Genomic DNA, 18,658 nt, shown 5'->3' on the forward strand with positions numbered 1-18,658 from the left:
CGCCCGGCGCCGAGGCTGCACCCAGGCCGCACCCAGGCCGCACCCAGGCTGCAAGGCCCCGGAAACGGCCCTTTTCAAGGGGCACTAAAGATGCCTTTGGGCACGCCCAAGGCATTCTGGCTGGCATCGCCTTCGCAAGCTGGCCATGTCGGGAAACATGACCGTTCATTCCGCTCTTCCTGGCCACGCGGGGCCTGTCGGCACCGTCCACCTGGTCGGCGCCGGTCCCGGCGATCCCGACCTGCTCACGCTGCGCGCCGCGCGGCTGGTGATGGGTGCCGCGCTCATCGTCCACGATGGCCTCGTCGATCCGCGCATTCTCGAGATGGCGCGCCCGAGCGCCCGCCTCGTCTCGGTCGCCAAGAGCCGTTCGCGCCACACCATGAAGCAGGAGGACATCAACGCCCTGCTCGTCGCCGAAGCCCTTGGCGGTCAGGACGTGGTGCGCCTCAAGGGCGGCGATCCCTTCGTGTTCGGCCGGGGCGGCGAGGAAGCCGAAGCCTGCCGCGCAGCCGGTGTCCCGGTGCAGGTCGTGCCGGGCATCTCCTCCGCGCTCGGCGCCTCGGCGGCCAGCCAGATCCCGCTCACCCATCGCGACCACGCCTCGATCGTCAGCTTCGTCGCGGGCCAGTGCAAGGGCCTCTCCGAACAGGACTGGTCGGGTCTTGCCGGCAAGGGCCGCACGCTGGTGATCTTCATGGGCCTCGCCACCGCCGCGCAGATCAGCGAGAAGCTGATGGGCGATGGCCTTGCGCCCGATGTTCCCGTCGCCGTCATCGAGAAGGCGACCCGTTCCGACATGCGCGTCCTGCGCGCCCCTCTTGCCGGACTTGCCGAACTGGTCGCCGACCACGCCGTCAAGAGCCCGGCTCTCATCGTTATCGGCGAGGTTGCCCGCATCGAGGGCGGCCTTGCCGACCATACCATTCGCGCCATGGCGCTGGAGGCAGAGCAGTGAAGATCGTGACCGCAAATGACCTCAAGAGCGGGGCCGTCATCTGGTGGACCGGCGTGGGCTGGTCGCTCGATGTCAATGAGGCCGCTGATGTGGGGGACGATGGCGCCAAGGTCATCGCGCGCGAGGAAGGCGCGCAGAACGCCGTCTCGGCCTACGTGATCGACGCCGAGAAGGACGAACAGGGCGTGCGCCCTGCGCACATCAAGGAGCGCATCCGCGCCTTTGGCCCGACGGTCCGCCTGGACCTGACGGTGAAGCCCGCCGACGCCAACGCCGTGAACTGGGTGATCTGATGTACAAGTACGACGAATACGACCAGCAGATGGTCGACACGCGCGTCGCGGAATTCCGCGACCAGGTGCGCCGCCGCCTTGCCGGTGAGCTGACCGAGGACCAGTTCAAGCCGCTGCGCCTGCAGAACGGCCTGTACCTCCAGCTCCACGCCTACATGCTGCGCGTCGCCGTGCCCTATGGCACGATGAACTCGGCGCAGATGAAGGTGCTGGGCGATATCGCGGACAAGTACGACCGCGGCTACGGGCACTTCACCACGCGCACCAACATCCAGTACAACTGGATCAAGCTGGAAGACACGCCCGACGCGCTGGCGGATCTTGCCAAGGTCGAGATGCACGCCATCCAGACCAGCGGCAACTGCATCCGCAACATCTCCTCGGACCAGTACGCGGGCGCGTCGGCCGACGAAGTCGTCGACCCGCGTCCCTACGCCGAGCTGCTGCGCCAGTGGTCGAGCTTCCACCCCGAATTCCTGGTCCTGCCGCGCAAGTTCAAGATCGCGGTCATCGCCAGCGAGATCGACCGCGCCGCAATGCGCCTGCACGACATCGGCATCAACCTCGTCAGGAACGAGGCGGGCGAGGTCGGCGCCGAGTTCTACGTGGGTGGCGGCATGGGCCGTACGCCGTTCGTGGCCAAGAAGATCAAGGACTTCGTGCCCATCGACCAGATGGTCACCTATGCCGAGGCCTGCGTGCGCGTCTACAACCGCTACGGCCGCCGCGACAACAAGTACAAGGCGCGCATCAAGATCCTCGTCCACGAACTGGGCCTTGAGGCCTACTCGAAGGAAGTGGACGCCGAATTCGCGCACCTGCTCTCCCAGCCGATCGAGCCGCCGCTCGCCGAGCTGGAGCGCATCCAGGCGATGTTCTTCGACCCCGCCTTCGAGACCGGCCTGTCGGACGAGCTGGACCTTTCCGATCCCGACTTCCGCCTCTGGGTGGAGCGCAACACTTACGCCCACAAGGCGCCCGGCTATGTCATCGCGAATGTCTCGCTCAAGCCCATCGGCGGCATTCCCGGCGACGCGACGAGTGACCAGATCCGCCTGATGGCCGACCTGGCGAAGGATTACAGCTTCGATGAACTGCGCGTCACCCACGCCCAGAACATCGTCTTCCCGCACGTGAAGAAGAGCGATCTCTACGCGCTGTGGCAGAAGCTGGAGAAGGCCGACCTCTCGACGCCCAACCTCGACACCGTGGGCGACATCATCGCCTGCCCGGGCCTCGACTACTGCAGCCTTGCCAACGCACGCTCGATTCCCGTCGCGCAGAAGATCTCCGAGCGCTTCGGCAGCGCCGAGCGTCAGGCCGAGATCGGCGAACTCAAGCTCAAGATCTCGGGCTGCATCAACGCCTGCGGACACCACCACGCGGGCCACATCGGCATCCTCGGCGTCGACAAGAAGGGTAAGGAGAACTACCAGCTCCTGCTCGGCGGATCGGAAGGGGCGGACACCTCGCTCGCCAAGATCACCGGCCCCGGCTTCGACGAGGACGGAGTGGTCGACGCCACCGAAAAGGCCATCGACGTCTACCTTGCCAACAAGCAGGGCGATGAGCGCTTCCTCGACACCTACCGCCGTATCGGCATGGCCCCGTTCAAGGAGGCAATCTATGGTTGATGTACAGTTCCGCTTCCGCGACGACGAAGCGGTCAATGACCCCGCCGTGACGGTCAGCGCCTTCACCGAGCAGTCCAACGCCACCGCCGTGCGCATCGAGCCCAGCGACGATGCCCGCGACCTCCTGCCCGCGCTTGACCGGCTCGCGCTGGTCGAGGTGGCCTTCCCGGCCTGGACCGACGGGCGCGGCTACTCCTCCGCGCGCATCCTGCGCGAGGCGGGCTACACCGGCGAACTGCGCGCCACCGGCGATCTGGTGATCGACATGCTGCACCACATGCGCCGCTGCGGATTCGATGCCTTCGCACCCGAAAAGCCGCTCAACACCCGCGATGCCGAAGCCGCCTTCGCGCGCTGGGAGAATGTGTACCAGGCAACGGTCGTCGATGGCCGTGCGCCGATCTGGGCCAAGCGCCACCCGGCGTAAGACCCCCGCTGTCAGGAGGGAGCACCCGATGACCGAACAGAACGACACCCAAGGCCGCATCCGCGACCGCATCGAGACCGGCCCTCGCTTCGTCGAGGCCGACGCGGTGCGCCTCAACCGCCTCTTTCGCGGCACCGACACGAGCGAGATGCTTGAGACGCTGCTCAAGGAAGGCATGGCGGGCGACGTGGCGCAGGTGTCGAGTTTCGGCGCGGAAAGCGCGGTGCTCCTCCACCTCGTCAGCCGGATCGATCCGAACCTGCCGGTGCTTTTCCTGGAAACGGGCAAGCACTTCCCCGAGACGCTCGCCTACCGCGACGACCTCGTGGAGCGCCTCGGCCTCAAGAACCTCGTCAACCTGACGCCCGACGAAGAGGAACTGGCCAAGAAGGACGAGAGCGGCCTTCGCTGGTCCTACGATCCCGATGGCTGCTGCGAGATCCGCAAGGTCAAGCCGCTGGCCAAGGCCCTCGCAGGCTTCGATGCGACGATCACGGGCCGCAAGGCCTTCCAGTCGTCCACCCGCAAGACCCTGCCCCGCTTCGAGATCGACACGACCGACGAGCAGGGCCGCCTCAAGATCAACCCGCTGATCGACTGGACCCCCGAACGGCTCGAGGCCTACATCCAGGAATTCGACCTGCCGCCCCACCCACTGGTGGCACAGGGCTATCCCTCGATCGGCTGCATGCCCTGCACCAGCAAGGTCGCGCCGGGGGAAGACCCACGCTCGGGCCGCTGGAGGGGCTGGGACAAGACCGAGTGCGGCATCCACAAGCCCGGCGAGGAGGGCAATGGCCCCGCCAGCGATCTGCCGCCCGGCTTCGACCCGGTGTTCTGAAGAACAGCCGCGCAGAACATGAGAAAGGGGCGAGCCCGGCCTGGGCTCGCCCCTTTTTTCGTGCCGCCGGGCCGTGTCAGCCGATGCGGATGGTCTTCTTGACCTGGTTGATCTCGCCCCAGTCGGCGACTTCGACCTGCAACGTGTCGATCACGTCCCCGTTTTCGGACTGGAGCGTGACCTCGCCGCTGACCGGGCCGCTCTCCCCGTCCTTGCGGGTCAGGATCGCCGAGACCGTATGCTCGCCCGGCTTCAGGCTTGCGGCCGCCTCCTCCTCGCCCAGATCGAGGATCTGACCATCGACCATCAAGAGAAGATTCTGTGCGTTTGCCGAACGTGCCGGCCGCACACTGATACGCACGTCACCCATTGAAATTTCCCCTAGTACCGCGCGCCGGAGCAACTTGCCCGGCGGGACGCCTTCCTTAGCCGCGACTGTGCGCTCCCGCCAGAAGCACCGTGCGCCCGCAAGCGCGGTCTAACGGACAATTTCACATATACTGGATGGCGAGAGCGGCCGCCCTCGCCACCTCCTTTCCCGTACCCCGAGCTGGCGCAAGCCGTGGGCGGACACGCGCCCGAGCCACGCCCCGCGAACATATCGCACTTGCACCTGCCACGCGTGTCGCGCGACATTCAGGTTGAGAAAGCGCGACAAACAAGATGAGAATCTTGCGTTCCGGGATTGGCGAAGGGCGTAGCCCGTAGCCGATGCCGGAACGCAGGGGGCGCCTTTTGAAGGGTGCCTGTGATGGTCGTGGTGGTCGCTATGCATTGGGTTTTCCTAGGGAGGAGGACCTGACGTGTGGCGGGCCGACACATCAACGATCATCAGGTGAGACTTTTCATGACCCACAGACGTAACGATCCCGTCGCCCTGGCGGCGGCCAAGGCCGGTTTCAGCCCGGCGACAGGCTACCGGGTGCTGCAGGATGCGCGCCTGCCTTCTCAGCGACAGGCGCCGCGCGGCCGACGGCGGCCTGATCCGCTATCAGGCATTTTCGAAGAAGTCGTCGTGCCGATGCTGGAGGCCGCCCCCGGTCTTCGTCCTGTCGCGATCTTCGAGGAACTGCGCCGCCGGTACCCGGATACCGAGTTCGGCTCACGACGAACCCTGGAGAGGCGTATTCGCGACTGGCGCGCTCTGAACGGCCAGGATCGGGAAGTCATCTTCAGGCAGGTTCATGAACCGGGACGGCTCGGCATGTCCGATTTTACGTGCATGAACGATCTGGACGTCGCCATCGCCGGGGCCCCCTTGGATCACTTGCTCTATCACTTCCGCCTGCCTTGCGGTGGCTTTGAACATGGGCACGTCATTCTGGGCGGCGAGAGTTTCGTCGCCCCGCCGAAGGGCTGCAGAATGCGCTCTGGTCTGCTGGCGGAGCGCCCAGGCTCCACCGTACCGACAGCTTGTCGGCCGCCTTCCGCAACCTGGACGCAGATGCGAAGGCCGACCTGACCAAGCGCTATGACGCCCTATGCGCCCATTATGGAATGGAGCCGACGCGCAACAACACAGGCATTGCCCACGAGAACGGTGCGATCGAGAGCGCCCACGGCCATATCAAGGCTGCAGTCAAGGACGCGCTGTTATTGCGCGGGACCACCGACTTCACCGACCTTGCCGCTTATCGCCGCTTCATCGACGAAGTCGTGACCGCAAGGAACCGGCGCCACGGTCCCGGCATCGATGCTGAGCGCAAGGCGCTGCAATCCCTCCCGAACGCACGGACTACCGATTACGAGGAAGTCCTCGTGACGGTGACGTCCTCGGGCGGCTTCACTCTGCGCAAGGTGTTCTACACGGTCCCCTCGCGCCTGATCGGACATCGCCTGCGCGTGCGCCTTTACGACGACCGTCTCGATGTCTTCATCGGCGGCAAGGCTCATGACCCTGCAGCGCGGCCGCGCCGGTGTGAACGGTAAGCACGGCCACGTCGTCGATTATCGCCATGTCATTCATTCCCTGCGGCGCAAGCCGATGGCGCTACGGGGATTGGTCTATCGTGACAGCCTGTTCCCCCGCGCGCCCTACCGCCTCATGTTCGAGCACTTGCTGGAAGCTGTGGGCGAGAAAGAAGCCTGCCGGATCATGGTCGAGCTTCTGGCCATGGCCCACGAGCGCGCCTGCGAGGCGGAGCTCGCCCATATCCTCGGAGGAGGACCGCAATCCGCAGGACCCCATGCCTGTCGGCACTACGGGCCCGCTTCAGCCCCGATCCCGCCACTTTGCCCGAAGTCGTGGTCGAGATGGTCTCGCTCTCGATCTACGACGGGCTGATCGAACAGGGAGAAGCGGCATGAGCACGGCTCCTATGATCGACGCACAGCGCCTGGGCCTGATGCTCAATGAACTGCGCTTGCCAACCATCAAGCATATCTGGGGAGATTTTGCGGCCCGTGCGGACAAGGAAGGATGGCCCGCGAGCCGGTTCCTTGCAGCCCTTGCCGAACATGAACTCGCCGAACGCGATCGCCGCCGGATCGGGCGTCATCTGGCTGAAGCCCACCTGCCGGCAGGCAAGACGTTGGACTGCTTTGCGTTCGAGGCCGTGCCGATGATCTCCAAGGCCCAGGTCATGGCCCTGTGCGCCGGCGATGGCTGGCTCGACCAGGGTTCCAATCTCATCCTGTTCGGCCCGCCAGGCGGCGGCAAAAGCCATCTGGCGGCGGCGATCGGCCTGGCGTTGGTGGAAAATGGCTGGCGAGTGCTGTTCTCCCGCACCTCTGACCTCGTCCAGCGTCTGCAGGTCGCTCGCCGCGAACTGACGCTGGAATCCGCAATCGCCAAGCTCGACAAATATCATCTGCTCATTCTCGACGACTTTGCCTACGTCTCACGCGATCAGGCGGAAACCTCCGTCCTCTTCGAACTGATCAGTGCCCGATACGAGCGCAGATCCTTGCTCATCACCGCCAACCAGCCCTTCGGTGAATGGAATCGCGTCTTCCCGGACCCGGCAATGACGCTCGCTGCGGTCGACAGGCTCGTGCATCACGCCACGATCTTCGAGATGAACGTCGAAAGTTATCGCCGGCGCACGGCTCAGGCCCGCCGCACCGGGGCTGGACGTCCTGCCGCCTACACCACTCCGAAAGTCCTCGAGACCATCCGCGACAATCAGGATGAGAACGAGGTCCTTGCCAGCGACAATTAAAATCGGCACTGAATGACGCGCCGCGACAATCACATTCTCATCCTGATTGACGCGCAATCCTCATCCTGTTTGTCGCGCTACACACGCGGGCACTTGCGCCATTTGCAGCATTCACCCGCACAAACCGCAAGGTTTCCCCCTCCAGCCAAAGCCGACTTTGCCCTATATTGCGGCGCAACATGACCGTACAGACCTTGCCCCCCTCCCAGCCGGTTCACCCGGCTCTCGTCATTCTCGCGCTTGCCGTGGGTGCCTTTGCCATCGGCACCACCGAGTTCGCCGCGATGAGCCTCCTCCCCTATTTCGCGCGCGACCTTGGCCTGACCGACCCGCAGGCGGGCCACGCGATCAGCATGTATGCGCTGGGCGTCGTGGTCGGTGCGCCGATCTTCTCGGTGCTGGGCGCGCGCCTGTCGCGCCGCACCATGCTGATCGGCCTCATGGCGATCTTCGCGGTCGGCAACGCGCTGAGCGCCATGGCCTCGAGCTATTCGACGCTGCTCCTTTTCCGCTTCCTCGCCGGGCTCCCCCATGGCGCCTTCTTCGGCGTCGCCGCCCTCGTCGCGGCCTCGCTCGTGCCAGCCAAGAAGCGCGCACAGGCCGTCGCCAAGGTGTTCCTGGGCCTGACCATCGCCACCATCATCGGCGTGCCCGCGGCCAACCTGCTCGGCCAGATCGTGGGCTGGCGCTATGGCTTTGGCATCGTCGCGTTCCTCGCGATGGCCACGATGGCGCTCGTCGCGCTTTACGCGCCGCGCCACGGTGCCGATCCCGACGCCAGTCCTTTACGCGAACTGGGCGCCTTCAAGCGCCCGCAGGTGCTGCTCACGCTGCTGACCGGCGTGATCGGCTTTGGCGGCATGTTTTGCGTCTACACCTACCTCGCCTCGACCATGATCGAGGTGACGAAGACGCCCGAAACGCTCGTCCCCGTGGTCCTCGCGGTCTATGGCGTGGGCATGACGGCGGGCAACCTGTTCTGGGCCTGGCTCGCCGACCGCGACCAGGACCGCGCCGCGATCATCGCCTTCGTGTGGGTCGCGATTGCCCTCGCCCTGTTCCCGCTCGTGGTCAAGAACGTCTGGCTGCTCGCCATCGACGTCCTGCTCATCGGCTTTGGCGGCGGCCTCGGCACGATCCTCCAGACGCGCCTGATGGACGTGGCGGGCGACGCGCAGGCTCTGGCCGCGGCCGCGCACCACAGTGCGTTCAACACCGCCAACGCGCTCGGCCCCTGGCTGGGGGGCCTTGCCATCACGGCGGGTCTCGGCCTTCCCTCCACAGGCTGGATCGGTGCGGTGCTCTCGCTTGGCGGCCTTGCCGTCTACCTCGTCACGCTCGCGCTCTACCGCCGCGACCAGCGCCAGGCCGCGCTCGCCATGGCCTGAGCGGGGGCTCACCAGAGACCACGTAAAAGGGGCCGGGAAGCAATGCTTCCCGGCCCCTTTTTCATTCATCGTGGCAAAGACGATCAGTCGATCATCATCAGGCTGGCGTTGCCGCCTGCCGCCGTGGTGTTGATCGAGACCGACACTTCCTCAAGCAGCCAGGCAAGCCCCGGCCCCGGACGGCCCGCGGCGTGGACAGGCACGATCGGCCCGGGACGCTCGGCCATGTCGGCGCAGGCCTTGAGCAGCGCGTCCTTGCCGCCTTCGACAAGGCAGACGGCCAGCGGCTCATCCGGCTCGGGCTTGAAGGCGGCCGCGATGCTGTCGGGCAGACCTTCGGGAAGGTCCATGCCCTCGACGCTCGCGGTGTTTCCGGTGGCCAGCACCAGCGCCATCATGCGCACGAGCCCCGAGCGGGTCTTGGGCCGCAGCAGGATGCGCCCACGCGGATGGAGCGCGTATTCGTTGCGCTCACCCACAGGGCCGGGCAGTTCCATCTGCACACCAAGGCGGCTTGCGGTATGGATCGCGCGGGCCTGGGCGGCGCCTTCGAACCACTCCTTCTTGGCGAGCCAGCCGACAAACTCGTCGACGAGCGGCATGCGCACGCCCGAGGGCGGCAGGACCAGCGGCGCCTGACGCACGAGGCGCCCGAGGTACAAGGGGCCGCCCGCCTTGGGACCGGTGCCCGACATGCCCCGCCCACCGAAGGGCTGGACGCCGACGATGGCGCCGACCTGGTTGCGGTTGACGTAGCGGTTGCCCGTGCGGATGCGCGAGAGGACGTGCGCCACGGTCCCGTCCATGCGGGTGTGAAGACCAAAGGTCAGGCCATAGCCGGTCGCGTTGATCGAATCGATCAGCGCGTCGAGGTTCCGGCGCTTGAAGCGCAGGACATGAAGGACCGGCCCGAAGACCTCCTGCTCCACGTCCTCGACGCTGTCGATCTCGATGATCGTGGGCGCAACGTAGGTACCCTTGGCGCAGTCCTCGCCCAGATCGACCTGGTGGATCGTGTGACCGCGCGAGCGCATCGTCTCGATGTGCTCGTTGATCTTGTCGCGCGCTTCCTGCGTGATGACAGGGCCCACATCGACCGAAAGACGATCCGGGTTGCCGACTTCCAGTTCGGCCAGCGCGCCCTTCAGCATATTCAGCGTGTTGCTGGCGATCTCGTCCTGCAGGCACAGGATGCGCAGCGCCGAACAGCGCTGGCCCGCGCTGTCGAAGGCCGAGATGATGACATCGCCCACCACCTGCTCGGCAAGCGAGGTGGAATCCACGATCATCGCGTTCTGGCCGCCAGTCTCCGCGATCAGCGGGATCGGGTGGCCGTCATCCGAAAGACGGCTCGAAAGCTGCTTCTGGATCAGGCGCGCCACTTCGGTGGAGCCGGTGAACATGACGCCGGCCACTTGCGGCTGCTCGATCAGCGCGGCACCGATGGAGCCATCGCCGGGCAGGAGCTGGAGTGCGTCGCCCGGAATGCCCGCCTGGTGCAGGATACGCACGGCTTCGGCCGCGATCAGCGGAGTTTCCTCGGCAGGCTTGGCAAGCACGGTGTTGCCCGCAACCAGCGCGGCCGCGACCTGCCCTGTGAAGATCGCCATCGGGAAGTTCCAGGGGCTGATGCAGACCACCGGCCCCAGCGGCACCTGCGCGGCGCCGAACGTCTGGCGCGACTGCAGGGCGTAGTAGTGGAGGAAGTCGATCGCCTCGCGCACTTCGGCAATGGCGTTGGCCGCCGACTTGCCCGCCTCGCGCATGGCAAGGCCCATGAGCACGGGCATCTCGTCCTGCATGACCTTCGCGGCGCGCTCGAGGATGGCGGCGCGCTCGGCAACGGGGGTGTTGGCCCATTCGCTCGCCGCCGCGCGCTTCATCGCGGCCTCGGCCATTTCGGCCGGGGTCTCGATCACCGTGCCCACGACATCGTCGTGGTCGGCCGGGTTGATGACGTCCTTGCCCTCTCCCTCGGCGCCATCGGCCGCGGCCTGCCAGGGGTGGGAGACCGTTCCGGCGAGCTTGATGGTGAGATCGGCCAGCACCGCATCGTCGGCAAGGTCGAGCCCGGCCGAGTTCGCGCGGTCGGGATAGATCTCGCTCGGGAGGTCGATCTTGTCGTGCTTGCCCGCCGGATCGTCGAGTTCGAGAAGCGATTCCACCGGGTCATCGACCAGCGTCGCGACATCCACCTTGGGATCGGCGATGCGGTTGACGAACGAGGAGTTCGCCCCGTTCTCCAGCAGGCGCCGCACGAGGTAGGCCAGCAGCGTCTCATGCGTGCCGACCGGCGCATAGATGCGGCAGGGACGCGCCAGGTTGTCCTTGGAAACGACGTGCGAATAGAGCGCCTCGCCCATGCCGTGAAGGCACTGGAACTCGTACTGCTCGACCGTGAAGGTCTCCGGGTTCGCCATGTGGTAGATGGTCGAGAGCGTCTGCGCGTTGTGGGTCGCGAACTGCGGATAGATCTCGTCCGGCGCGGCGAGCAGCTTGCGGGCCGAAGCGATGTAGGCGACGTCGGTATGGCGCTTGCGGGTGAAGACCGGGAAGTCGGACTGCCCGTCGACCTGTGCGCGCTTGATCTCGGCGTCCCAGTAGGCGCCCTTGACGAGGCGCACCATGATGCGCCGGTCCGCGCGCTTGCCCAAGTCGATCAGCCAGTCGATCACCTGCGGGCAGCGCTTGCCATAAGCCTGGACCACGAAGCCAAGGCCATTCCAGCCGGCCAGGTCCTTGTCGAGCGCCAGCGATTCCAGAAGGTCCATCGAAAGCTCAAGACGGTCCGCTTCTTCGGCATCGATGTTGAAGCCGATGTCGTAGCCCTTGGCGAGAAGCGCCAGTTCCTTGACGCGCGGGAGCAGTTCGTCGACCGCACGGCCCGCCTTCGTGCGCATGTAGCGCGGGTGGAGCGCGGAGAGCTTGATCGAGATACCGGGGCCCTTGTAGACGCCCTTCCCCTTGCCCGCCGCACCGATGGCGTGGATCGCGTTCTCGTAATCCTCGTAGTAGTCCTCGGCCGCCTTGGCCGTGACCGCGGCCTCACCCAGCATGTCGTAGCTGTAGCGGAAGCCCTTGGCTTCGAGCTCCCTGGCGCGCTTGATCGCCTTGGCGATGGTCTGCCCGGTGACGAACTGCTCCCCCATCATGCGCATGGCGATGTCGACACCGCGACGCACGACCGGCTCACCGGCGCGGCCGATCAGGCGGTTGAGCGCACGGCCAAGGCCCTGGTCATCAACGCTGCCGTCGATCCCGCCATAGAGCTTGCCCGCCACGACCAGCCCCCAGGTTGCCGCGTTGACGAAGAGCGAACGATCCCCGCCCATATGCTCGTGCCACTGGCCCTTGCCGATCTTGTCGCGGATCAGAGCGTCGCGCGTGTCGTCGTCGGGAATGCGCAGCAGCGCTTCGGCCAGACACATCAGCGCCACGCCCTCCAAGCTGGAGAGCGAGTACTCGTACATCAGCGCGTCGACGCCGCCCAGCTTGGCCTGCTGCTTCTGCTTGGCGCGCAGCATCTCAACCAGGTCGGCCGCGGTCTTGCGGATGGAATCGCGCATTTCACCGGGGAAGCTCGCCGCCTCGATCAAGGGGGCCATCGCTTCGCCCTCCTCGCGTCGGCAGGCTCCGGTGACCGCACGTCGCAAGGCGCTGGGCTCGCGCACGGGTGGGGCGAAGGAGGCGAAGGGCGTGTGCTTGGTTTGTGTCGCGGTCATGATCCCAGATTATCTTTTTTGCAGTTGGCAGTCTGCCTTTTCGGCGTCTATTTCCAAAGCGTCTGGGCTAAAGTTTAGTTTCATCTTGGGCGATTTGGATGGTCAGAAAAACGTTTGCAGGCGATTTGGATGAGGTGGATCGCCGGATTATCTCGGTATTGCGTGCAGATGGGCGCAAAACCGTCACCGATCTGGCGCGCGAGGTCGGCATCTCGAAAACGCCCTGCCAGATCCGCATGCGACGCCTGATCGACAGCGGTGTGATTCGCGGCTTCCAGGCCGTCGTCGATCCCGCGACCCTGGGCCTCGATCACATCGCCTTTGTCGAGATCGGCCTTGCCAGCACGCACGAGAAGGCGCTCACGGACTTCAACGAGGCGGTGCGGCGTATCCCTGAGGTGGAGGAGTGCCACATGATCGCGGGCAGCTTCGACTACCTGCTCAAGGTGCGCACGCTCGACATGCGCCGCTATCGCAAGGTCATGGGCGAGAAGATCACCAATCTCCCCCACGTGGCGACGACCTCGACCTTCGTGGTCATGGAAGCGGTAAAGGAAGTGCACGGGTAGCCCACACCCCCCTGTGCGCGAATCGGGTCCGCCTGCGCACGTCTCCTGCGGCCAGACACGCGCCACCCCAGGTCCCGGCAGCGCCAAACGCCTGCCCGAGAGCACGCGCGCGTGTCTCGGCGGCGATCATACCCCCCCTGCCGCGCGCCCATGCGGGAAAGCGCGGGGAAACCCCTTCCCATCACGCCCTGCCCCGAACCAATGCTGCACCCCGGCATGGATGAAGCGTGCCGCAACCTGCCACAGCGCAATGAATAAACAGGCTGTATCTTCATCGAACACTCGCATCGCAGCGAATACTATTGAACACACTACAAATCATACAAATTCACCCGATCCGCGCACGCAACCTAAATGCAACGGGACCACTTCGGACAGCTTGGGGTTCTTTTAAAAGACCGTATCTGCTAGGGGCGCGGTCCGCATTAGGAGGAACCAGCCAGAGAACCGACACCACGGTCGGCGGACGGGAAGAGAATTATCCTTGCAGGCAGGACCAGACCGCCGGGCCACCCAGGTGGTCCCCACCCGCGCCCGCACCGGCGCATCCTTGCACGCGCAGCCCGCGCGCTTCTGACGCGGATCGGCACGCTCGCGCTCGCGCTCGCGCTCGCCCTCTCCGCCACGTCGGCGATCTCGGCCGACGCGCACGACGAGACGCCCGCCTTCACGCACGAAGAGGCACTGACCAGCGACAACGGCTATACCACGCTGGAATGGGACGCCGTGCGCCCGGTGGTGGTGCGGCAAGGCTCCACCCCGGCCATGAGCGCAGCCCGCACCATCTTCGAAGGAACGGGCACGCGCCTCTTCGTCAGCGGACTGACGGATGGCGACTACTATTTCACGATCGCCGATGCCGCAGCGGGGGCCCCGCCCTCGCCGCCGCTGCACCTTGCGGTCATGCACCAGTCGCTCTCCCGCGCGCTCTGGCTGACGGCTCTGGGCGCGCTGGTCTTCGCCGCCACCGTCTTCGTCATTCTCCGCGGGGCCTGCCGTGAGCGTTGAACAGGCCCTTCTTCCGCCCTGGCTTGGCTGGACGCTGCTGCTGGGCTTCTCGGTGCTGTGGATCGGGCTTGGCATCTACTGGGGGCGGCGCAACACGAGCTTCGAGGACCATGCCCTGGCCGGGCGCAACATCGGCCTTGCGCTCGGTTCGGCGACGGCGGCGGCGACCTGGATCACCTCGAACACGACCATGCTCGCCCCGCAGATGGCGCTGCAGCTGGGCGTATGGGGGATGCTCGCCTATTCGACCGCCTCGCTTGGCCTGTTCCTCTTCGCGCCGATGGCCACACGCATCCGCCAGCTCATGCCGACAGGCTACACCAGCGGCGACTTCTTCCGCCTGCGCTATGGCCGCGTGGCCTGGGGCATCTTCCTCGCCTTCACGCTGTTCTATTCGCTCACCTGGCTGGTCTCGATGGCGATGGCGGGCGGCATCCTCCTCAACACGCTTTCGGGCATTCCCTATGGCTGGGGGATGAGCGTGATCCTGGCCGTGTGCGTGGCCTACACGATGCGCGGCGGGCTGGGCGCGGTCATCGGCACCGACTTCATCCAGAGCCTCATCATCATCATCGGCATCGTCGTGGTCGGCATCGCGGTCCTCGCCCATGTCGGGGTGGACGAGATCCACGCCAACCTCGCGCGCGAGCGGCCCGAGCTTCTCAATGTCCTGTTCCCGGCCGCCCTCATGGCGATCTTCAACAACCTGCTCTTCGGCCTTGGCGAGGTGTTCCACAACAACGTGTGGTGGAGCCGCGCCTTCGCCTTTCGCGAGGGCGTTGCGGGCAAGGCCTTCGCGCTGGGCGGCCTGATCTGGTTTCCCATTCCCTTTGCCGCCGGCTTCATCGCGCTGGCTTCGGGCGCGCTCGACGTGCCTGTCCCCAGCGCCGACATGGTCGGTCCGCTGGTGGTGGCCAAGGTGCTGGGCATCGGCGGCGCGGTGGGCATCTTCGTCATCGTCTTCTGCTCGCTCGCCTCCTCGATCGACAGCCTGCTGGCGGCCACCTCGGACCTTCTTACCGAGGACGTCTACCGCCGCCTCCTGCGCCCCTCGGCCAGCCCGGAGACGCTCAAGGCCACCGCGCAGTGGATCACGCTGGGCCTGGGCCTCTTCACCTGGCTGGTCTGCCTGCCACGCATCGGCACGCTCGCCTCGGTGCTGTTCTTCGCAGGACCGCTGGTGGGCGCGATGATCTGGCCCATCGTCACCGGCCTCTACTGGCGCCGCGCCAGCACAACAGGCGCGGTGGGCGGCATGCTGCTGGGCGCCGGTGTCGGCCTCATCAGCTACTTCGCCATCGGTTTCTACGTCGCCTCGCTCGTTGCCACGGCCGTCTCGATGGTCTGGGTGCTCGCCTGCGCGCTTCTGTCCCGCTCCCGCTTCGACTGGAGCCAACTGCGAGAGGCCTCCTGATGACCTTCTCAAGTTCCTTCCTTGCCCTGCTGGTCTACGGATCGCTGGGCTGGTGCATGTTCACCGCGCTCGGCCTCGCCGCCCTGCTCATCCGCGACATCCGGCGCGGAGAGATCTGGTGAGCCGCGACGTGTCCCCTGCCTCGCACGTCTGCCACGCGCCGGTCATCGTCAAGCGCCCGGGCAAGATCGGCAATTGCCCCAACCCGGCCGACTACATCGCCAACGCCCCACAGATCCGCCGCGCCGTGCTCGACCGGCTGCGCGGGCAGTCGGTCCTTTCCGCCGCGCTGTTCGACAAGGACCTCCTGACCGAACTGGCGAAGTTCGCCGCCTACCTCCAGCTCAAGCGCTTCGAGGTGGAAACGGCGATGAGCGACAAGATCATGGCCGCCGCCTTCTTCGAGCCCTCCACCCGCACGCGGCTCTCGTTCGAGAGCGCGATGCTGCATCTGGGCGGCAAGACGATCAGCGTGGCCGATGGCAAGACGACCGGCGTCGCCAAGGGCGAATCCATGCGCGACATCGGGCAGATGTTCAATTCCTACGCCGATGTCGTGGTGGTGCGCCACACCGAGCAGGCCGCCCTCTCCGACATGTGCGAGTACCTGCGCGTGCCGCTCATCAACGGGGGCAACGGTTCGGACGAGCACCCCACGCAAGCGCTGGCCGACTGGTACGCGCTCCTCAAATGGCGCCCCGAGATCACCTTCGGCCGCCTGCCCGAGGAATTCCGCCTCAACATCGGCATCATCGGCACGCCGGGCAACATGCGCACGGTCAAGAGCTTCCTGATGCTCGCCCTGCTCTTCCACGAGAACATCAACCGCATCACCATCTTCTCCGAGATGGCCGATCCCTTGGGCGAGGAACTGCGCGAGCTGACCAAGAACAGCCCGATCACCATCGGCTTCTCGCAGAGCCTGACGCAAAATCTCGAATATCTCGACGTCATCTACATGAACGCAATCGCCTATATCGGCGATGGCTACCGCTTCTTCGCCGACGCCTTCTCGCTCTCGTCCGAAAGCCGGATCAAGCCCGACACGGTGATCCTTCACCCGCTGGCCCGCGGGCTCGAGCTCGACGTCAGCCTCGATGACAGCCCCCACAACCTCTACTTCAACCAGGCCGATGGTGCGGTGTGGATCCGCCAGGCGCTGCTCCTCGCGATCTTCGGGCGGGTGACCGACGTGGTGCCCCCCGACATGCTCGACGACGAGCCCCTCCCCAGCGCCTGAATGCCCAGCGCCTGAGCGCCCCGCCCCAGCCAACACCCAACCCAAGGAAACACCCGATATGTGCGGCATTGCCGGTCTCTGGACCCCAGCGGGCCATGACCAAGACACGCCCCGCCACGCCGAGGCGATGGCCGACCAGCTGGAACATCGCGGGCCCGACGGGCGCGGCTTCCATTTCGATCCGGCAAACGGCCTTGCCATGGCGCACACGCGGCTCTCGATCATCGGCCTCAACGCCGGGGACCAGCCGCTCCATGGTCGCAGCGACGATGGCACGGGCGGGCTCGTCGCCTCGGTCAACGGCGAGTTCTACGACTACAAGCGCCTGCGCGGCCTGCTGCGCACCGACGGCTTCCAGTTCTCGACCAGGTCCGACAGCGAGATCGCGCTGAAACTCTACGCCAAGCATGGCCTCGATTTCGTCGAGCACCTGCGCGGCGAATTTGCCTTTGCCCTGTTCGACGAGGAGAGGCAGCCCCTGATCCTGGTGCGCGACCGCTTCGGCATCCGTCCCCTCTTCGTCCACCACGGGCCGCGCGGGGTCATCTGGGGCAGCGAGATCAAGGCCCTGCTCGCCCATCCGGACGTGCCCCGCGATGTCTGCCCCCGGGCCCAGCTGCACCAGATGATGCAGGTCATGGTGCCGGGCATGACGCTCTATCAGGGCATCGAGGCGGTAAAGCCGGGCACGATGCTCATCATCGAGAAGGCAGGCGATAGCGTGTCGGTGCGCGAGGAGCGCTACTGGGACGCCAATTTCCCGCGCGAGGGAGAGCACGACATCAAGAGCGATGACGACCACATCGAGGCGGTGCGCGCCGCCCTGGTCGAATCGATCACCTTCCGGCTCGAGGCCGACGTTCCGGTCGCCTGCTACCTATCCGGGGGGATCGACAGCTGTTCGATCCTGGGCATGGCCGCCGCGATCCAGCAGTCGCCGGTCAAGGCCTTCACCATCTCCTTCGACGATGCCCGCTACGACGAGGCCCATATCGCGACGGAAATGGCGCAGATGGCCGGCGCCGACCAGGACATCCTGAAGCTCAAGGCCGAGGACCTCTACGGCTCCAACTTCGAGAACGCGATCCGCTATTCCGAGCGGACCTTCTACAACACGCTGGGCGTCGCCAAGATGCTAATGAGCAAGCACGTGCGCGAGGTCGGCTACAAGGTCGTCATCACCGGCGAGGGATCGGACGAGCTGTTCGGCGGCTATGCCCAGTTCAAGGCCGACCTGTTCCTGCACGATCCCGAATACGCGGCCACTCCGGCGGCGCAGGAAATGCGGGAGAGGAACGCGCTGTTCTCGGGCTCGGTGCTCGCCGAGGAGGCGATCAGCCACCCCGCCTTCGAGGATGTCATGGGCTTCACCCCCAGCTGGATCCAGCCCTGGATGCTCACCCTCGAACGCGTAAAGCCGCTGCTGTCCGAAGAGTTCAAGGCGAAGCTGGGCGACTATGACCCCATCGCCGCCATCGCCCACAGCCTCGACCCGGCCATGCTGGAAGGCCGCCATGTCCTCGACAAGGTGCAGTACTCGTGGATCAAGACGATGCTGGAGGGGCAGATCCTCAACTGGGGCGGGGACCGCGTCGACATGGCCAACAGCCTCGAAAGCCGCCCGGCCTTCCTCGACCACCACGTCGCCGAACTTGCCATGCGCATCCCCCCGCAGGTGCGCGTGCGCGGCGGCGTCGAGAAGTGGGTGGTGCGTGAAGCCATGAAGCACGTGCTCCCACGCGTCCTTTACGAGCGCGAGAAGTTCGCCTTCATGGCGCCACCCGCGCACACCGATGCGAAGAAAACCGCCGAGATCGACAAGCTGATCGCGCGCTGGCTATCGCCCGAGCGCCTGGCCGCCAAGGGCCTGTTCGATCCGGCAAAGCTGGGCGCGGCCATCGCGGACTACCGCGCCTCGGACGACCACGCGCAGAACACGCGCATGGACATCATCCTCAACCACGCCATCGGCCTGCACGCCGTGGAAGAGCTTCTGGTTTAGG

At 65.9% G+C, this 18,658-nt stretch carries 15 protein-coding genes and 1 pseudogene; 14 read left to right on the forward strand and 2 right to left on the reverse strand.

Annotated elements, in window-relative coordinates:
• The first annotated feature begins 157 nt into the window (after positions 1-157).
• The 5 genes from cobA to HT578_RS05560 are packed head-to-tail and all read left to right on the forward strand — an operon-like array spanning position 158 to position 4,153.
• Positions 158-958 carry a uroporphyrinogen-III C-methyltransferase gene (gene cobA, locus HT578_RS05540; protein WP_039394937.1) on the forward strand — a complete coding sequence of 267 codons (801 nt, stop codon included), beginning with the start codon at positions 158-160 and terminating at the stop codon, positions 956-958.
• Positions 955-1,251, forward strand: coding sequence for a DUF2849 domain-containing protein (locus HT578_RS05545; protein ID WP_039392630.1), 297 nt, complete (start codon positions 955-957; stop codon positions 1,249-1,251). Before cobA ends, HT578_RS05545 begins: the two co-directional genes overlap by 4 nt.
• Entirely contained in the window at positions 1,251-2,885 is a 1,635-nt protein-coding gene (locus HT578_RS05550; RefSeq protein ID WP_213502564.1) for a nitrite/sulfite reductase, read from the forward strand. Before HT578_RS05545 ends, HT578_RS05550 begins: the two co-directional genes overlap by 1 nt.
• Entirely contained in the window at positions 2,878-3,312 is a 435-nt protein-coding gene (locus HT578_RS05555; protein ID WP_039392627.1) for a DUF934 domain-containing protein, read from the forward strand. The genes HT578_RS05550 and HT578_RS05555 overlap by 8 nt, the downstream gene beginning before the upstream one ends.
• 28 nt (positions 3,313-3,340) lie before the next feature.
• Entirely contained in the window at positions 3,341-4,153 is an 813-nt protein-coding gene (locus HT578_RS05560) for a phosphoadenylyl-sulfate reductase (protein WP_213502566.1), read from the forward strand.
• A gap of 76 nt (positions 4,154-4,229) precedes the next feature.
• On the opposite strand, the gene HT578_RS05565 is transcribed toward HT578_RS05560, so the two are convergent.
• Positions 4,230-4,460 (reverse strand): hypothetical protein, encoded by a 231-nt coding sequence (locus tag HT578_RS05565; RefSeq protein WP_213502568.1) that lies wholly within the window; start codon positions 4,458-4,460, stop codon positions 4,230-4,232.
• A 498-nt stretch (positions 4,461-4,958) separates the two neighbouring features.
• Here HT578_RS05565 and istA point away from each other — a divergent pair.
• The 3 genes and pseudogenes from istA (at position 4,959) to HT578_RS05580 (ending at position 8,702) form a co-directional block, all read left to right on the forward strand.
• Positions 4,959-6,460: pseudogene (gene istA, locus HT578_RS05570) on the forward strand (IS21 family transposase).
• The gene (gene istB, locus HT578_RS05575) at positions 6,457-7,314 is read left to right on the forward strand and encodes an IS21-like element helper ATPase IstB (protein ID WP_213502580.1); all 858 of its coding nucleotides are present in this window, start codon (positions 6,457-6,459) and stop codon (positions 7,312-7,314) included. Before istA ends, istB begins: the two are co-directional and overlap by 4 nt.
• 179 nt (positions 7,315-7,493) lie before the next feature.
• A complete protein-coding gene (locus HT578_RS05580; protein WP_213502582.1) occupies positions 7,494-8,702 on the forward strand; it encodes an MFS transporter in 1,209 nt (402 codons plus the stop codon).
• An 83-nt stretch (positions 8,703-8,785) separates the two neighbouring features.
• Here HT578_RS05580 and putA read toward each other — a convergent pair whose 3' ends face one another.
• Positions 8,786-12,424 (reverse strand): bifunctional proline dehydrogenase/L-glutamate gamma-semialdehyde dehydrogenase PutA, encoded by a 3,639-nt coding sequence (putA, locus tag HT578_RS05585; protein WP_213502584.1) that lies wholly within the window; start codon positions 12,422-12,424, stop codon positions 8,786-8,788.
• A 98-nt stretch (positions 12,425-12,522) separates the two neighbouring features.
• Between putA and HT578_RS05590 the strand changes: the two genes are divergently transcribed.
• From HT578_RS05590 to asnB, 6 genes are all read left to right on the forward strand, one after another.
• Positions 12,523-12,993 carry an Lrp/AsnC family transcriptional regulator gene (locus tag HT578_RS05590; protein ID WP_039392622.1) on the forward strand — a complete coding sequence of 157 codons (471 nt, stop codon included), beginning with the start codon at positions 12,523-12,525 and terminating at the stop codon, positions 12,991-12,993.
• Between the two features lie 765 nt (positions 12,994-13,758).
• Positions 13,759-14,001: a hypothetical protein gene (locus tag HT578_RS22140; RefSeq protein ID WP_239026502.1), complete on the forward strand. Its 243-nt coding sequence runs from the start codon at positions 13,759-13,761 to the stop codon at positions 13,999-14,001.
• Positions 13,991-15,415, forward strand: a complete 1,425-nt coding sequence (locus tag HT578_RS05600; protein WP_213502586.1) for a sodium:solute symporter family protein — start codon at positions 13,991-13,993, stop codon at positions 15,413-15,415. The genes HT578_RS22140 and HT578_RS05600 overlap by 11 nt, the downstream gene beginning before the upstream one ends.
• Positions 15,415-15,537 carry a hypothetical protein gene (locus tag HT578_RS22380; protein WP_264191994.1) on the forward strand — a complete coding sequence of 41 codons (123 nt, stop codon included), beginning with the start codon at positions 15,415-15,417 and terminating at the stop codon, positions 15,535-15,537. The genes HT578_RS05600 and HT578_RS22380 overlap by 1 nt, the downstream gene beginning before the upstream one ends.
• The gene (locus HT578_RS05605; protein ID WP_239026503.1) at positions 15,534-16,655 is read left to right on the forward strand and encodes an aspartate/ornithine carbamoyltransferase family protein; all 1,122 of its coding nucleotides are present in this window, start codon (positions 15,534-15,536) and stop codon (positions 16,653-16,655) included. Before HT578_RS22380 ends, HT578_RS05605 begins: the two co-directional genes overlap by 4 nt.
• Before the next feature lie 58 nt (positions 16,656-16,713).
• The gene (asnB, locus tag HT578_RS05610; RefSeq protein WP_213502588.1) at positions 16,714-18,657 is read left to right on the forward strand and encodes an asparagine synthase (glutamine-hydrolyzing); all 1,944 of its coding nucleotides are present in this window, start codon (positions 16,714-16,716) and stop codon (positions 18,655-18,657) included.
• Position 18,658: the final 1 nt, after the last annotated feature.

It is taken from the genome of Novosphingobium decolorationis, from assembly GCF_018417475.1.
Taxonomy (GTDB): domain Bacteria; phylum Pseudomonadota; class Alphaproteobacteria; order Sphingomonadales; family Sphingomonadaceae; genus Novosphingobium; species Novosphingobium decolorationis.

Excerpts from the sequence above, each read along its gene's own strand:
- HT578_RS05555 (WP_039392627.1), top strand. The coding sequence starts at position 2,878 with ATGGTTGATGTACAGTTCCGCTTCCGCGACGACGAAGCGGTCAATGAC.
- cobA (WP_039394937.1), top strand. The coding sequence starts at position 158 with ATGACCGTTCATTCCGCTCTTCCTGGCCACGCGGGGCCTGTCGGCACC.
- HT578_RS05580 (WP_213502582.1), top strand. The coding sequence starts at position 7,494 with ATGACCGTACAGACCTTGCCCCCCTCCCAGCCGGTTCACCCGGCTCTC.
- HT578_RS05560 (WP_213502566.1), top strand. The coding sequence starts at position 3,341 with ATGACCGAACAGAACGACACCCAAGGCCGCATCCGCGACCGCATCGAG.
- HT578_RS05590 (WP_039392622.1), top strand. The coding sequence starts at position 12,523 with ATGGTCAGAAAAACGTTTGCAGGCGATTTGGATGAGGTGGATCGCCGG.
- HT578_RS05550 (WP_213502564.1), top strand. The coding sequence starts at position 1,251 with ATGTACAAGTACGACGAATACGACCAGCAGATGGTCGACACGCGCGTC.
- putA (WP_213502584.1), bottom strand. The coding sequence starts at position 12,424 with ATGACCGCGACACAAACCAAGCACACGCCCTTCGCCTCCTTCGCCCCA.
- HT578_RS22140 (WP_239026502.1), top strand. The coding sequence starts at position 13,759 with ATGAGCGCAGCCCGCACCATCTTCGAAGGAACGGGCACGCGCCTCTTC.
- istB (WP_213502580.1), top strand. The coding sequence starts at position 6,457 with ATGAGCACGGCTCCTATGATCGACGCACAGCGCCTGGGCCTGATGCTC.
- HT578_RS05565 (WP_213502568.1), bottom strand. The coding sequence starts at position 4,460 with ATGGTCGATGGTCAGATCCTCGATCTGGGCGAGGAGGAGGCGGCCGCA.
- HT578_RS22380 (WP_264191994.1), top strand. The coding sequence starts at position 15,415 with ATGACCTTCTCAAGTTCCTTCCTTGCCCTGCTGGTCTACGGATCGCTG.
- asnB (WP_213502588.1), top strand. The coding sequence starts at position 16,714 with ATGTGCGGCATTGCCGGTCTCTGGACCCCAGCGGGCCATGACCAAGAC.